This is a genomic window from Kribbella sp. NPDC006257, assembly GCF_040613535.1.
In the GTDB taxonomy this organism is placed as follows: Bacteria; Actinomycetota; Actinomycetes; order Propionibacteriales; family Kribbellaceae; genus Kribbella.
The window spans coordinates 18555-34382 of the sequence record NZ_JBEXSJ010000057.1; the positions used below are offsets into that span (position 1 = coordinate 18555).

The following is a 15828-nucleotide window of genomic DNA, read 5'->3' on the forward strand; positions in this document are numbered from 1 at the left end:
TCAGCCTTCCGGATCCATCGAGGCGCCAACGCCGGATGCAGCGCCACCCACTCCAGCACCGGGCGCTCCAGCACCAGCCGCTCCGGCGGTGGGTGTAGCGGGGTTGGGGGTGCGGTGTGTTGCGGCGTGCCGGGCGGTGGTTGCGGAGAGCCAGCCGCCGGTGGCGAGGTAGTCGGTGATGACGGCAAGGGATTCCGAGGTTTTCACGCCGGTGGTGTCGATCCGGAGATCGGCATCCAGCGGTACGTCGTACGGGTCGCTGATGCCGGTGAACTGCGTGACCACGCCCGCCCTGGCCTTCTTGTACAGCCCTTTGACATCCCGCCGTTCACATTCCTCGAGCGGCGTGGCGACGTGTACGAGCACCAGATCGCCGGCCGCCTCGACCATCTCGCGAACAGCGGCCCGCGATTCGGCGTACGGCGCGATCGGCGCGCAGACGGCGATCCCCCCGTGCCGCGCGACCTCGGCCGCCACGAACCCGATCCGGCGTACGTTCAGATCCCGCCCGGCCCGATCGAACCCGAGCCCCGCCGACAACATCCGCCGGACGATATCGCCGTCCAGCAAGGTCACCTTCCGGTCCCCGTGCTCTTCGAGGTACTCCGCGAGGCTCTTGGCCAGAGTCGATTTCCCCGAACCGGAGAACCCGGTGAAGAACACCACCACACCCCGCTCGCGCCGCGGCGGCCGCCAGCGGCTCAGCACCGGCATCACCTTGGCCAGCAGGACATCGTTGCTCCCAGCCATCTCACTGGTCGCCCAGGAGACAGCCTGCAAAGCCTCGACCCACCCCTCGTTCCCACCCTCGACCGCCGGGCGAAGCCGCAGCACCTGGCTTGCGTCCAGCCGATCACCGATCGCCTGCGCCAGTTCGTCGTCAAGCGCATTGCCGCGCCAACTGACCGGCAACGGGACCACGCTGAAACCCTCGGGCGCCACCAACTCCAGACACTGCCGCAACACCCACGCAGGCAGGCCATCCGGGGTAGCGCCGCTATCGGGCGCAACCACCAGCACTTCGTCGGCCCCGAACCCGCGCAACTGCTCGACGTCGACCTCGGTCAACGGCCGGGCGGCGCACACCACAACTCGCGTCTCGCCGTCGGCCACCGGTACGACGGCGCCCGCCGCGCCCACGCCCGACAAACGCCCTTCGACCCAACCGTCGCCGGCCGCGAGCTCGGTCAGCACGGCGACCGGAGTCGATTCGCAGTCCCCGACCACCAACTCGCCAACCGTCAGCGCCTTCGCGATCTCGTCCGCGCCGGCCGGCACCCGCACGCGTCCGCGGGCAGCACCTTCACCAACAGTCAGATCGCCCAGCACATCGCCCAGCACCGCGACCGGTATCCGCACGCCACGCAGCGCCAACCGCACATCGGCAACCACCCGATCACACGGACACACGACCGGCGCTCCGGCCCGTGCATCCCCTACCGCGCGCCACTGCATACGCGTAGCTTCCTCCAGCACACCAGCCCCCCAGCTGTGATCACCCACCCAAGGCAGGCACCCCGTCATTCCCCCGGTGACTCACGGTCACCCGCGCCTAGTCTCCCCCATTCCCACCCCAACCGCCACCACCCCACCCACCCCGCTAGCTCACCACGTCACCCACCCACCCCGCTCATTGCTTCACCCACCCGCCAGGTCACCCATCCACCCCGGTCATCGCTTCACCCATCCACCCCGTCACCCGCCCACCCCGCTCATCGCTTCACCCGCCCACCACGTCACCCACCCACCCGCCCACCACGTCACCCACCCACCCGCTCACCGCTTCACCCACACCTACGACCTCAGGACCGGAGGCATCACCGGCGGCACTTGCCGTCTCGACTGGCCGCATGCCGCGCGACCTACCGGCTCGACTCGCTGGTCCCGGTCGACCTACCGGTTCGACTCGCCGATTTTTCGCGAGCAAATCCGCGAGTCGAGCCGGTAGGTGAAGAAGGCACGGCCGGTCGAGCCGGTAAATGAGACCTCCGGCGGCGAGTCGATCCGGGAAGTGCACCTCGCACACCGGTGCCGCTGCGTGCATGAATGCCAGGTCGGCCCCAGGCGTTGACCACGAGTGGGCCCCAGGCGTTTGACCACAAGTGGGTCTCAGGCGTTGGCGAGGAGATGAGTGCCACCGGGCGAACGATGTGGGGGAGTCGGTGGTACTCGCCGTTTGGCCGGTGGCGACTCGGCCCGACTACCGGTGGGCGGGCAGTTGATAGAGCACCCGAGCAGGGGGCGAGTGGGTGAACCGGCTTACGCGGGTGGACGACTTTGGTGGGGTGGTGGCTAGGGGCGGCGGGCGTAGGTGGTGGCGGCTAGGTTGTAGGCGAGGTCTTGGGCTACCTGGAAGGCGTCGTCTTCGTCGAGGCGGTGTTCGACGACGAGTTTGGCGAGGTAGCCGGCGTCGATGCGGCGGGCCAGGTCGTGGCGGGCCGGGATCGACAGGAACGCGCGGGTGTCGTCGACGAAGCCCGACGTGTTGTAGAAGCCGGCCGTTTCGGTGACCAGTTCGCGGAAGCGGCGCATCCCGTCCGGGCTGTCCAGGAACCACCACGGCGCCCCCAGCCGAAGGCTCGGGTAGACGCCTGCCAGCGGCGCGAGCTCCCGTGAGTAGACCGTCTCGTCAACGGTGAACAGCACCATCCGGAACCCCTCGGCATGCCCGAACCGCTCCAGCAACGGCCGCAGCGAACGCGTGAACTCCGCCGCCACCGGAATGTCGTGCCCCTGGTCGGCTCCGTACGTCGCGTGGATCCCCGGATCGTGATCCCGCAGTACGCCGGGATGCAACTGCAGCACCAGCCCGTCCTCGGCCGACATCTCCGCCATCTGGAACAGCATGTTCCCCGCGAACGCAGCCGCGTCCTCGGCGGACACGTCGCCGCGCAACGCTGCCGAGTAGATCCGGCCGGCATCGTCTGGAGCCAGCGGTGTCGCCGCCGCACTCAGATGCCCGTGGTCCGTCGCCAGTGCCCCCGCCGCGATGAATGCCTGCCGCCGCTGCCGCAGTGCCTGCAGGTATCCCTCGTACGACGTGGTGTCGGCGCCGGCCATTTCGCCCAGCCGGCGGGCGAGATCGCTCCAGCCGGGCCGGTCGAGGTGCACCAGCGCGTCGGGACGGAACGTCGGGATCACCCGTCCGGGCAGGTCGGCCGCGATCTTCGCGTGCTGGGCCAGGTCGTCGGTGGCCCCGTCGGTGGTCGAGATGACCTCGATCCCGAACCGGTCGAGCAAGGCACGCGGCCGGAACTCGGGCTCCTTCAGTCGCGCCGAGATCTCGTCGTACAGGTCATCGGCGGTCTCTGCCGACGGCGCCACCGTCAGCCCGAGCACCTCGGCGAACTCGTGTTCCAGCCAGTAGCGGCTGGGCGTGCCGAGGAAGAGGTGCCAGTGCGAGCAGAACTCGCGCCAGATCTCGCGCGGCTCGGCCGTCCGGGTGCCGTCGACGCGGGGGAGTCCGAGCCGGTCCGGTGATACGCCCTGGGAGACGAGCATCCGGGTCACGTAGTGGTCCGGCACGACCAGCAGATCGGCAGGGTTGCCGAACGCCTCGTCGTCGGCGAACAGCCCGGCATCCACATGGCCGTGCAGACAGAGCAGTGGCAGCGAGCGGGTCGAGTCGTGGATCCGCCGGGCCACGTCGCGGGCCTCGCCGGCGGGCAGAGCACGGTCCGGATGGGGCTGCAGGGCCTTCGGCATGGGTCCTCCGTCAGGTGTCGGCTGCAACAGGTTCTGCAAAGGATTGCGGTCCGTCAAGCATCGCACAGCCCTGCTACAGAAAGGAAATCGACGATTGTCCACAAGTAAAGGGACGAACGCTTGACACAACACTGCAACCGATTGCAGACTCGCCGCACGAACAGCCGACCGCGGCGTCGGACAGCTTGGAGGAGGTGGCGATGCCCGCAACGATTCGCGATGTCGCGCGCCTGGCCGGGGTGTCGCCGTCGACCGTCTCGCGTGCGCTGTCCATGCCCGGCGTGGTCAATCCCACCACCAGGGCCCGGGTGATGGCCGCCGCCGACACCCTCGGCTACGCGCCGAACAAGGCGGCCCGCGGCCTGATCACCGGCCGGACCGGCAACATCGGCCTGGTCGTGCCGGACCTCGCGAACCCGTTCTTCCCGAGCGTCGTCAAGGGCGTCCAGGCGCGGGCCGGCGAGTCCGACGTCTCGGTCTTCGTGGCCGACTCCGACGAGAACGCGACCACCGAGATCGGGCTGGTCAGGGCCCTGGCCAAGCAGGTCGACGGGATGATCCTGTGCTCACCCCGCGCGTCTGACCACGAACTCATCGGCCTGGCCCAGGAGACGAACGTCGTCCTGATCAACCGGCTGGTCGAGGGCGTCCCGGCGGTGACCTTCGACAACAGGGAAGCGATGCGGCTGGCGGTCGACCACCTGGTCGCGCTCGGCCATCGCCGGATCGCCTGGGTCGGTGGCCCGAAGACGTCCTGGTCCAACAAACAGCGGATGATCGGCCTGGTCGCCGCCGCGAACGACAACCGCGTCGAGGTGGCCCCGGTCGGCTGGTTCCAGCCCTCGTACGACGGCGGGATCGCGGCGGCCGACCAGGTGGTGGCCAAGCGGGCGACCGCCGTGGTCGCCTACAACGACCTGGTCGCGATCGGCCTGCTGTCCCGCCTGCACGCACGGGGAATCTCGGTGCCTGACGACCTCAGCGTGGTCGGCGTCGACGACATCGCCATGTCCCGGATGGCTCATCCCGCCCTGACCACCGTGCGGCTGCCCAAGCAGAAGTCCGGCCGGCTCGCCGTCGAGCTGATGCTCGGACTGCTGGAGGACCGCGACCCCGGGTCGATCAGCCTCCGCGCCACGCTGCACGGCGAACTGATGGTGCGGGCTTCCACCGGCGTGGCACCAGACCCGGCACGACCCTGAATCAGAGGAGACAGTCCGATGCGCCCCTTCCGGATGATTGCCGCCGCCGGCACCCTCGCGGTGCTGGCCGCCTGTGGAGCCCCGACCGCGGGGAAACCGTCGGCCGACAGTACCGGCGACGTGCCGGACAAGCCGGCCAAGGCGGTCACGCTGAACATCCTGGACGTGGCCGGCGACCTCCAGCTGACCCAGGGGATGATCGACGAGTTCGTCAAACAGCACTCGGACGTGATCTCCAAGGTCACCTACTCGAAGGCACCCGCTCCTGAGCTGGCCGGGAAGATCAAGGCCCAGCAGAACGCGAACCGGGTCGACATCGACCTGGTGCTGACCGGCACCGACGGCCTGTCCGCCGGCCAGCAGCAAGGCCTGTGGAACGACTTGCTCCCGAAGTACGCCGACCGGCTGCCCGGGATGAAGGACTACCTCCCGCCGGCGCAGAAGATGCAGGAGCTGGCCGGCAACAGTGGTGTTACGGTCACCTACTACCCGTCGGGCCCGCTGCTCGAGTACCTGCCGGCCAAGGTGTCGAAGCCACCGACGAGCGCCGAGGAACTGCTCGCCTACGCGAAGGCCAACAAGGGCAAAGTGATGTACGCACGACCGGCGAACTCCGGTCCCGGCCGGACCTTCCTGATGGGCCTGCCCTACGTGCTCGGCGACAAGGACCCCAAGGACCCGGTGAACGGCTGGGACAAGACCTGGGCGTATCTCAAGGAGCTGAACCAGTACGTCGACTACTACCCATCCGGCACCGCGGACACGATGAAGGCGCTGGCGAACGGCTCGTCGAACATCATCGTCAGCACCACCGGCTGGGACATCAACCCGCGGGTGCTCGGCACGGTGCCGAAGGAAGCCGCGATTAGCACGCTGAAGGGCTTCCACTGGGTCACCGACGCGCACTACGCCGTGGTCCCGAAGGGTGTCTCCACGGACAAGCAGGCCGCGATCCTGCAGTTGCTGCAGTCCATGCTCACCCCGGAGCAGCAGGCGAAGGCGTACGACAAGGGCTACTTCTATCCGGGGCCCGCGATCAAGGGTGTCGAGCTGAGCCAGGCACCGCAGGAGAGCCAGGACGCGATCAGGGACTACGGCCGCCCGGAGTACGACAAGCTCATCGCGGAGAACCCGACCGAGGTGCCGCTGGACGCCAAAAGCCTGGTCGCCGCCTTCGACAAGTGGGATCGCGAGGTCGGCGGTAGCAAGGTGAAGAAGTCGTGAGTGGATTCGACGAACTCCGGCTGGCCGGAGTGGGCCGGAGATTCGGTACGGCGGACGCTCTGGCCGACCTGGATCTGACGATTCGGCGGGGCGAGTTCATCGCGCTGCTCGGACCGTCCGGGTGTGGCAAGTCGACCGCGCTGAACTGTCTGGCCGGGTTGTTGCCGCTGACCGCGGGGAGCATCTGGCAGGACGACCAGCGGATCGACACGCTGCCACCGGAGAAGCGCGGCTTCGGCATGGTGTTCCAGAACTACGCGCTCTTCCCGCACCTCACCGTGCGCGACAACATCGCCTTCGGACTGCGGATGCGCCGGTTACCGAAGGACGAGGTCCGCCGGCGGACCGAAGCGGCGATCGACATGGTCCGGCTGGCTGATCACGCGAGCAAGCTGCCCGGGCAGCTCTCCGGTGGTCAGCAGCAGCGAGTCGCGATCGCCCGGGCCACCGTGCTCGAACCCTCGCTGGTGCTGATGGACGAACCACTGAGCAACCTGGACGCCAAGCTCCGGCTGGAGATGCGGACCGAGATCAGAAGGCTGCACCAGTCGCTCGGCCTCACCACGGTCTATGTCACCCATGACCAGGAGGAGGCGCTCAGCATGGCCGACCGCCTCGTCGTCATGCGCCTCGGCCGGGTCCAGCAGATCGGCACCCCCGAAGAGGTCCACACCGAACCGGCCACCTGGCACGTCGCCGACTTCATGGGCTACCGCAACCTCCTACCCCTCACCGCAACCCGAGTCGACGGAAACAAGATCGTCGTTCCCTTGGGTGGTGCGACCGTCGAGGGGGCAGCCCAACACGACAACGGTGGTGGTTTGACGGCCGGGGATCAGGTGATTGCGGCGGTGCGGCCGGAGGATGTGCGGTTGGGGAACGACGACGTGACCGGGCTGCGCGGACGGGTCGAGGTCGTCGAGTATCAGGGCCGCGAGCTGGCCGCCGAGGTCGTGTTGCCGGACGGCGTTCGGCTACACACCCGGACCGACCGCAAGGTCGTGCCAGGCGAGCACGTGTCGATCACGATCACGCCCGGACGGCTCCTGGTGTACCCGTCCGACGGATCGACCGACCCGCAGACCGCGGAACTGGCCACCGCGGGGCTGGCGGTATGAGTACGGCCGACGCGCTGAACTGGCGGCACCGGCTGGCCGAGCGCGGGGTGGACCGGCGGCTCTGGTTGTTGCTTCCAGCAACGGTCTTCGTACTGGTGCTCTTCATCTACCCGTTCGTCTACGGCCTCAGCCTGTCGTTCCAGCCGATGAACGGTGGTGGGGCGTTCGCCGACTACCAGAAGTTCTTCAGCGACGCCTACCAGCGCGACACGATCTTCACCACCCTGAAGATCGCCCTGCCCGCAGCCCTGCTGAACGTCCTGGCCGCGGTACCGATCGCGTTCCGGATGCGCGGCAGGTTCCGCGGCAAGCGGCTGATGACGACGGTGCTGGTCATCCCGATCACCCTCGGCACGGTGCTGACCGCGCAAGGCCTGCTCAACTTCCTCGGCCCGACCGGCTGGTTCAACCGGGTGCTGATGGGCATCGGCCTGACCGACGACCCGATCCGGCTGACGAACAACTACTGGGGCGTCTTCTTCTCGCTCATCATCACCGGTTTCCCGTTCGCCTTCCTGCTCGTGCTGTCCTACCTGAGCGGCATCGACCCGACGCTCGAACGAGCAGCGGCGACCCTGGGCGCCTCGCGGTCACAGCGATTCCGCCGGATCACCCTGCCGCTCCTGGCTCCCGGGCTCGCCACCACGTTCCTGCTCACCTTCGTGCTGGCGTTCTCGGTGTTCCCGTCGGCGGTGCTGGTCGGCAACCCGGCCGGTTCGACCAGGGTCATCTCGCTCGCGGCGTACCAGGCGGCCTACGAGCAGTACGACTACGCCTACGCCTCGGCGATCGCGATGATCATGGGCGCCGTCGAGCTCGTCGTGGTCGCGATCGTGCTGGTCTGGCGATCCCGGCTCTACACCGGATCGACGGGAGGCAAAGGATGAGCGCGACGATAGTGCCCGACAGCACGTCGACCGGCGGCCGGCCCACCGGCGGCCGGCCCACTGGCGGCCGGCCCACGGGAGTACGCCGGGCGCTCAGGGCGACGCCGACTGCCTGGGTGATCTGGGCCGTGGTGATCTTCTTCTTCGTCAACCTGGCCGGCGTTGTCGGCTCGGTGCTGGTCAGCTCGTTCGGCCGACGCTGGTTCGACACCTGGTTGCCGACCGGGTTCACGACCCAGTGGTACGGCGAGGCCTGGCACGAGTTCGGCCTCTTCCACGTCATCACGGTGACACTGATCGCGTCGGCGCTCGTGGTCGTCCTGTCGGTCCTGGTCGGCGCGCCCGCGGCGTACGTGCTCGCCAGGCAGGACTTTCCGGGCAAGCGGCTCGTCTACCTCACCTTCCTGCTGCCGATCCTGATGCCACCGATCACCTACGGCATCCCACTCGCGACGGTGCTCTACAAGTTCGGCTTCGCCGGCCACCTGTCCGGCGTCGTCCTGGCCAACCTGGTCCCGTCCGTGCCGTTCGTGATCCTGACGATGACGCCGTTCATCGAGCAGGTCGATCCGCGGATCGAGAGTGCCGCCCGGATGCTCGGTGCCGGAACCAGGGCGGTGTTCCTCAAGATCCTCGCGCCGCTCCTCGTGCCCGGCCTGCTCGCTTCGGCGATCCTGGTTCTGGTCCGCACGGTCGGCATGTTCGAGCTCACCTTCCTGACGGCCGGCCCGGATTCCCAGACCCTCGTCGTCGCTCTCTACTACTCCATGTCAGCCGCAGGCATCCGCGCCCAGCAGTCCGTCGACGCGATGGCCGTGATCTACACGTCGATGATGCTGGTGCTGCTCGTCGTCGCCCTCCGGTTCGTGAATCCGACCCAGCTGGTCGCCCGGGTCAAGGAGGAACCGGAATGAGGATCACCGAGGCGAAGGTCGTCGTCACCAGTCCCGGCCGCAACTTCGTCACGCTCAAGCTCGTGACCGACGAAGGCGTGTACGGGATCGGCGACGCGACGCTCAACGGCCGCGAGCTCGCCGTGGCCGCGTACCTGACCGAACACGTCGTACCGCTGCTGATCGGCCGTGATCCGGCCCGGATCGAGGACACCTGGCAGTACCTCTACCAGGGGGCGTACTGGCGACGCGGACCGGTCACGATGTCAGCGATCGCAGCCGTGGACACCGCGCTGTGGGACATCAAGGGCAAGGTCGCCGGGCTGCCCGTCTACCAGATGCTCGGCGGCCGGAGTCGCGACGGCGTCACCGTCTACGGCCATGCGAGTGCCGAGACGACCGAAGACCTGCTGAAGGAGGTCGACCGCTTCGTTGCCCTCGGCTACAAGGCGGTCCGGATCCAGACCGGGGTCCCCGGCCTGCCCTCGACGTACGGCGTGGGCCATGCCGGTACGACGTACGAGCCGGCGAACGCCGACCTGGCGCTCCCCGAGGAGAGCGCCTGGTCGACCGAGAAGTACCTCGCGCACGTGCCGTCGGTCTTCGCGAAGGTCCGTGACGAGTTCGGGCCGACGCTCCGGCTGCTGCACGACGTCCATCACCGGTTGACCCCGATCGAGGCCGCGCGGCTCGGCAAATCACTCGAGCCCTACACGCCGTACTGGATCGAGGATCCGGTGCGCGCCGAGCTGCAGGAAGGGTTCCGGCTGATCCGGCAGCACACCACCACACCGATCGCGGTCGGTGAGGTGTTCAACAGCATCTGGGATTGTCAGCAGCTGATCCAGGAGCAGCTCATCGACTTCATCCGTACGACGGTGGTGCATGCGGGCGGGATCACGCACCTGCGCCGGATCTTCGACCTGGCCGCACTGCACCACGTCCGGAGTGGCTCGCACGGAGCGACCGATCTGTCGCCGGTCTGCCTCTCGGCCGCGCTGCAATTGGACGTCTCGATCCCGAACTTCGGGCTGCAGGAATACATGCCGCATTCGGCGGAGACCGATGCGGTCTTCCCACACGGATACACCTTCGACGACGGCTACCTGCAGCCGAGCGACGCGCCAGGGCTCGGCGTCGATCTCGACGAAGACGCCGCGGCCGAGTGTCCGTACCGCCCGGCCTACCTGCCGGTGAACCGGTTGGAGGACGGAACGGTGCACCCATGGTGATGCCTGACGTCGTCGTGCTGGGCGAGATCCTGGTCGAGCTGAGCTCCACCGAGCCACTCGACGCGGGCGTTGCCCTCACCCTGAACTTCTCCGGCGACGCGCTCAACGCGGCAGCGGCGTCCGCGGCAGCAGGCGCCCGTACGGCGTTGCTCGCTCGGGTCCCCGACGACGAGCTGGGGGACCGGTTGCTCGAGCGAGTGGTTGCCCTAGGCATCGACACGGCACTGGTGATGCGAGTGAGCGGGCAGCACGGCTTGTATCTGCAACATGCCGATCCGTCCGGGGCGCGCGAGTTCATCTACGTACGCCGGGGGAGTGCCGGCTCCGGACTCGGACCGGGAGACGTTCCGGTCGACCTGATCGCGAAGGCAGGTGCAGTGCTCGCAAGTGGGATCGCGTGCGCGATCTCGCCGCTCTCGGCCAAGGCGGTCCAAGTGGCAGCGGCCAACGCGCGATGCTTTGTCTACGACCCGAACTGGCGTCCCCGCCTGGTCGATGCTGCCGGAGCAGCCCGGCACTTGCGGACGCTCGCGCCGTTCACCCGATTGATCACGCCTGCCTGGCCTCGGGAGGCGCAACTGGTCAGCGATTCCCAGGATCCAGTTGCTGTCTGCGCCGCGCTCCGAGAGCTCGGGGTGCAGGCGGTCGCACTGACTCGTGGGGTCGACGGCGTCCTGCTGGACGACGGTGGCGAATTCACCGAGTCCCCCGCGATCCCAGCACCGGCAGTGGTCGACCAAACCGGCGCAGGCGACTCTTTCGCGGGCACAGTCACCGCCCGCTTGGCTCTCGGCGACTCGCTGCGCGACGCAGTGCAGCTCGGCGTTGCAGCCGCCTCCCTCTCCGTCGGAGGCATCGGTGGTACCGGCCGGGTCGCCACCCTCGAAGAATCGAGAGCCCACGCGAACCACCAGTTCGTGAAAGTCAGCGAAGAAGCAGCGGAGGTGTGTGGGTGAGCGAGCGGTTGAGTTTGCAGAGTTTGCCGGCCGGGATGAAGCCGGGGGTGGATCCACGGGAATTGACCGTCGGGATCGTCCACCTTGGACTCGGGGCGTTTCATCGCGCACATCAGGCGGTGTTCACCGAGCGGGCTGCCGCGATCACCGGCGAGACGCGCTGGGGGATCAGCGGAGTCAGCCAGCGCTCCGCCTCCGTGCGCGACCAGCTCGCACCACAGGACAGCCTGTACTCCGTACTCACGCGCGGCCTCGATTCGCCGGCCATCCAGGTGATCGCAAGCATCCGCGAGGTGCTGACGGCGCCCGAGGATCCGGACGCCGTCGTCGCGCGGATCGCGGATCCGGGAGTTTCCGTCGTGACCTTGACGGTGACCGAGAAGGGGTACCGGGCCGTCACCAGCGGCGGCCTCGATCTGAGCGATCCGGAGATCCAGCAAGACCTGGCCGGACGACCGCCCCGCACAGTCGTCGGGCAATTGGCGGCCGGCCTCGTCCGGCGGGCCGAAACCGGTGCAGGACCGTTGACGATCCTCTCCTGTGACAATCTCGTTGCCAACGGCCCCTTCTTGCGGCGGCTGATGGACGACTACGCAGTTGCTGGTCAGCACAAGATGACAGAGCAGCTGGAGCTGGCGCGGTTTCCAGCGAGCATGGTGGATCGGATCGTGCCGGCGACGACCGAGGCCGACCGGGACGAGGCGGCGCGACTTCTCGGCGTACGGGATGAGGCGTTGGTTGTTGCCGAGCCCTTCCTGCAGTGGGTGATCGAGGACGACTTCGCGGGCGCGCGGCCGGCGTGGGAGCAGGCGGGCGCTGTGCTCACCGACGATGTCGCGCCGTGGGAGCAAGCAAAGTTGAGGATGCTCAACGCGACGCACTCGATGCTCGCCTACCTTGGTGGATTGCGGGGCTACGAGACGATCGCCGAGGCAGTCCGCGACCCCGAGCTTGCTGAGTTGGCGGGCGAGCTGCTGGCGTACGACGTCGTACCGACGTTGACGCCACCGGAGGGGCTCGACCTCACGGCGTACGGGACGAGCGTGCTGGAGCGCTTCGCGAATCCGGCGTTGAAGCATCGGACCGCGCAGGTCGCGATGGACGGTTCGGTCAAACTTCCGGTCCGGCTGCTCGGTACCGTGCGCGATCGGCTCGCGGCCGGCGCCGGTCCCCGGTTCGCCTCGCTCGCGGTCGCCGGCTGGATGGTCTATGTCGCGACCGGCAAGGACGCCAACGGACGTGAACTCCCGCTCGACGATCCGCAGGCAACCCGCCTCCGCGAAGCTGTCGCCAAAGCCGGTCCGGGAGCAGCCGGTCTGGTCGACGCGCTGCTGTCCGTCGACACCGTCTTCGACGAACAACTCGCCGCGGACCAGACCTTCCGCGCACTGCTGATCGAGGGAGTGACCAGCCTGCAGCGCCGCTGACTGATTTGCACCTTCCCGCAACGGCAACCCTGTGCGACTCGCAAGTGCTCCACCTGCGGTCGCCATCCCGTGACGACCGGGCCCTGCCAGGCATCGTTGCCACATCGACCCAAAATAGTCAGCACTGTGTAGTTGTAGCGGCACGCCCAGTGATGGTTCGGTGGTGAAGCGGTTGCCGTTCTAGGCAAGGCGTAGCGACCTGTCCTACTCTCGGAGTTCGACGTCCGTTCAAGGATCGGCCGGCGGGGCGACCTGGGGGAAGGTGGTCGGATGAAGATCCTGATCAGTGCCATCAGGTGCAGTCCGGGGGATCGTCGCGAGGCCGGAGCCACCTGGGCGTGGTGCAAGGCGGCTGCCCGCGATCATGAAGTCTGGTTGGTGACGCGCGGCGACTCGGCCGAGCTGATCCGCAAGGAGCTGGCCGCACGGCCGGTGCCCGGGCTGACCGTGGTGCCGCTGGATCTGCCGTGGCGCCGGGACTACTGGTGGTCCGATTCCTTGTGGTTCCGGCATGCGGCGCGCAGAGTCCAACGTTTGCATGACGAGCACGACTTCGCGGTGATCCACCATCTGACGGTCGGTCCGCGCGGCGTCCCGGTCAGTACGACGAGCAAGGAACCCGTGCGGATGATCTGGGGTCCGGTCAGTCTGCCGACGCCGATTCCCTGGAGTCTCACGCATTGGCTGGGCGCCGACGGTCTGACGGCGGAGATCGGGCGACGGCTGGCTGCGGCCGTGACGCGGCGGATCTTCGCCCGGCGAGCGGCCCGGCAGGCGGATCTGGTGGTTGCTCAGGACAACGATGTGGCAACGTTGCTACATCACCGGGCCGTGGTCGAACCGGTGGTGGCGATCCGCCCGGTGACCGGCGGCGGGGGACCGGGCGACGGATTCGGTGCCGTCGGCTCCCGTACTGCGGTCTTCGCCGGCCGGCTCGTGCCGGACAAGGGTCTCCAGCTGGCGATCAGGGCGCTCGCTCGCCCGACGGCGGCGCGGTGGGAGCTGCGCGTGATGGGCGACGGACCCGACTGGCGCCGGGCGGAGCGGCTGGCCGAGCACCTCGGCGTACGGGATCGGGTCGAGTTCCGTGGCGACGTACCGCGGGCGCAGGTGCTGGCGTCGTTGTTGCGTGCCGATGCGTTGCTGGCGCCCTGGTTGCGGGCGCCGGCGGCGTGGACGATCGCGGAGGCGTTGGCGCGTGGCTGCCCGGTGGTCTGCCTGGATCGTGGTGCGCCGGCCGCACTGGTCGGTCCGGGAGAAGGTGCGGTCGTCTCCTGGCGAGGCGACGTGGTGGGCGGCCTGGCCGATGCCCTGGGCAACATCACGGCCCGGATCGAGCCCGTCACCCGCTGGGCCCCCGACCGCCTCCCCGCCATCCTCGCCGACTGGTACTCCACCCAACCCGCCCGAAGCTGAAAGCCTGGACCGCCGGCTAGTCGCGGGCTGGGCGGCCGGGGAGGGCGAGCATGCGGTCGAGGGCGATCTTGGCGTACTTCTCGGTGTCGGGGTCGACCTTGATCGCGTTGACGACGGTGCCGGCGACCAGGTTCTCCAGCGCCCAGACGAAGTGCGGGAGATCGATCCGGTTCATCGTCGCGCAGTAGCAGACCGTCTTGTCCAGGAACAGGATGTTCTTGTCGGTGTGCAGTTTCGCCATCCGCTGCACGAGATTCAGCTCGGTGCCGACGGCCCACGTCGTACCGGGTTCGGCTTCGTCGAGGGTCTTGATGATTTACTCCGTCGAGCCGACCAGGTCGGCCTTGGTGACCACCTCGTGCTGGCACTCGGGGTGCACGATCACCTTCACCTCGGGCACCCGCGCGCGCACGTCGTCGACGGACGCCGCCGTGAACCGGCCGTGCACCGAGCAGTGGCCGCGCCAGAGGATCATCTTCGCTGCCGCGAGCTGCTGGCGCGTCAGTCCGCCGCCCGGCTTGTGCGGGTCGTACACGACGCACTCGTCGAGGCTGATGCCCATCTTCAGTACGGCGGTGTTGCGGCCGAGGTGCTGGTCGGGAAGGAACAGCACCTTCTCGCCCTGCGCGAACGCCCACTCCAACGCGACGTCGGCGTTGCTCGACGTACAGACCGCACCGCCGTTGCGCCCGCAGAACGCCTTGATGTCGGCGCTCGAGTTCATGTAGGTGACCGGCACGGTGACGTCCGCGATCCCGGCGTCGGCGAGCGCGTCCCAGGCCGCCTCGACCTGCTGGATCCGGGCCATGTCGGCCATCGAGCAGCCGGCCGCGAGGTCGGGCAGGATCACCGTCTGGTTCTCGTTGGTGAGGATGTCCGCGGACTCGGCCATGAAGTGCACACCACAGAAGACGATGTACGGCGCGTCGGGGCGGGCCGCCGCGTCCCGGGCGAGCTTGAACGAGTCACCCGTGACGTCCGCGAACTGGATCACCTCGTCGCGCTGGTAGTGGTGACCGAGCACGAACACCTGGTCGCCGAGCGCCGCCTTGGCCTTCAGTGCCCGCTCGACCAGATCCGGGTCGGACGCCGGCGGGAGCGCTCCGGGGCACTCGACCCCCCGCTCCGAGTGCGGGTCGGTATCGCGGCCCAGGAACAGCAGCGGAAGAGACTTCGAACCAGTCGCAATGGTCGTCACGTCAACCATCGTGCCATGGAGGACCTCTCGGGCCGCGTGGCCGCCGTCACTGCCCAGAATGCGATCAGTCGGTGGTTCTAGGCAGGACGGTTGAAGTAGGGGCCGGGGGCGCCGAAGGCGGTGGGGAGGAGGGGTTGGTGGTTGGCGATGAGGGTGAGGTCTGCTGCTTGGGCGGCGGTGAACCAGCCGACTTCGGTGACCTCGTCGGACAATCCCGCGGTGCCTTCGACCTGTTCGGCGCGGAAGAGGATGCCGACGACCTGGCGCCGGTTGCCGTCCGGGTAGGCCACGACGATGTCCGGATTCGAGTAGACCCCGAGCAACTCCGTCACCCGCACGACCAGGCCCGTCTCCTCCAGGACCTCTCGTACGGCGGTCTCGGCCGGTCGTTCGCCCGCGTCCATGCCACCGCCCGGCATACACCATTCGCCGTTGTCGCTGCGCCTCAACAGCAGCCGGTCCCCGTCGAGCACAGCGGCGGTGGCGCCGATACTCAGCGTCGCGGTCGCCCCGATCCGTTCGCCGTACTCGTGGGTGGTCTGCCTGGGTGCGGTCTCAGTCACCCGCCTG

At 68.3% G+C, this 15828-nt stretch carries 12 protein-coding genes and 1 pseudogene; 9 read left to right on the top strand and 4 right to left on the bottom strand.

Annotation, left to right across the window (positions count from 1 at the left end; translation table 11 throughout):
• Positions 1 to 1392, bottom strand: coding sequence for an adenylyl-sulfate kinase (gene cysC / locus ABZ004_RS38820; protein WP_355687055.1), 1392 nt, complete (start codon positions 1390 to 1392; stop codon positions 1 to 3).
• Positions 1393 to 2292: 900 nt separating this feature from the next.
• Positions 2293 to 3705, bottom strand: coding sequence for a glucuronate isomerase (uxaC, locus tag ABZ004_RS38825; protein WP_355687057.1), 1413 nt, complete (start codon positions 3703 to 3705; stop codon positions 2293 to 2295).
• 200 nt (positions 3706 to 3905) lie between these two features.
• Between uxaC and ABZ004_RS38830 the strand changes: the two genes are divergently transcribed.
• The 9 genes from ABZ004_RS38830 to ABZ004_RS38870 all read left to right on the top strand — a co-directional run bounded on the left by ABZ004_RS38830 (position 3906) and on the right by ABZ004_RS38870 (position 14060).
• Positions 3906 to 4907 (top strand): LacI family DNA-binding transcriptional regulator, encoded by a 1002-nt coding sequence (locus tag ABZ004_RS38830; protein WP_355687059.1) that lies wholly within the window; start codon positions 3906 to 3908, stop codon positions 4905 to 4907.
• A gap of 18 nt (positions 4908 to 4925) precedes the next feature.
• Positions 4926 to 6131 (top strand): extracellular solute-binding protein, encoded by a 1206-nt coding sequence (locus ABZ004_RS38835; RefSeq protein WP_355687061.1) that lies wholly within the window; start codon positions 4926 to 4928, stop codon positions 6129 to 6131.
• Positions 6128 to 7249, top strand: a complete 1122-nt coding sequence (locus ABZ004_RS38840; protein ID WP_355687063.1) for an ABC transporter ATP-binding protein — start codon at positions 6128 to 6130, stop codon at positions 7247 to 7249. Before ABZ004_RS38835 ends, ABZ004_RS38840 begins: the two co-directional genes overlap by 4 nt.
• The gene (locus ABZ004_RS38845; RefSeq protein ID WP_355687065.1) at positions 7246 to 8136 is read left to right on the top strand and encodes a sugar ABC transporter permease; all 891 of its coding nucleotides are present in this window, start codon (positions 7246 to 7248) and stop codon (positions 8134 to 8136) included. The genes ABZ004_RS38840 and ABZ004_RS38845 overlap by 4 nt, the downstream gene beginning before the upstream one ends.
• The gene (locus tag ABZ004_RS38850) at positions 8133 to 9050 is read left to right on the top strand and encodes an ABC transporter permease subunit (RefSeq protein ID WP_355687067.1); all 918 of its coding nucleotides are present in this window, start codon (positions 8133 to 8135) and stop codon (positions 9048 to 9050) included. Before ABZ004_RS38845 ends, ABZ004_RS38850 begins: the two co-directional genes overlap by 4 nt.
• Positions 9047 to 10261, top strand: coding sequence for a D-mannonate dehydratase ManD (manD, locus tag ABZ004_RS38855; protein ID WP_355687068.1), 1215 nt, complete (start codon positions 9047 to 9049; stop codon positions 10259 to 10261). The genes ABZ004_RS38850 and manD overlap by 4 nt, the downstream gene beginning before the upstream one ends.
• Positions 10255 to 11217, top strand: a complete 963-nt coding sequence (locus tag ABZ004_RS38860; RefSeq protein WP_355687070.1) for a sugar kinase — start codon at positions 10255 to 10257, stop codon at positions 11215 to 11217. The genes manD and ABZ004_RS38860 overlap by 7 nt, the downstream gene beginning before the upstream one ends.
• Complete coding sequence (locus tag ABZ004_RS38865; protein WP_355687072.1) at positions 11214 to 12644, top strand: mannitol dehydrogenase family protein; 1431 nt, start codon at positions 11214 to 11216, stop codon at positions 12642 to 12644. The genes ABZ004_RS38860 and ABZ004_RS38865 overlap by 4 nt, the downstream gene beginning before the upstream one ends.
• A gap of 270 nt (positions 12645 to 12914) precedes the next feature.
• Entirely contained in the window at positions 12915 to 14060 is a 1146-nt protein-coding gene (locus ABZ004_RS38870) for a glycosyltransferase (RefSeq protein WP_355687074.1), read from the top strand.
• Positions 14061 to 14076: 16 nt separating this feature from the next.
• Here the strand turns inward: ABZ004_RS38870 and nadA are convergent.
• Both nadA and ABZ004_RS38880 read right to left on the bottom strand, forming a co-directional pair.
• A pseudogene (gene nadA, locus ABZ004_RS38875) lies at positions 14077 to 15267 on the bottom strand (quinolinate synthase NadA).
• A 68-nt stretch (positions 15268 to 15335) separates the two neighbouring features.
• Positions 15336 to 15821 carry an NUDIX domain-containing protein gene (locus ABZ004_RS38880; protein WP_355687075.1) on the bottom strand — a complete coding sequence of 162 codons (486 nt, stop codon included), beginning with the start codon at positions 15819 to 15821 and terminating at the stop codon, positions 15336 to 15338.
• Positions 15822 to 15828: the final 7 nt, after the last annotated feature.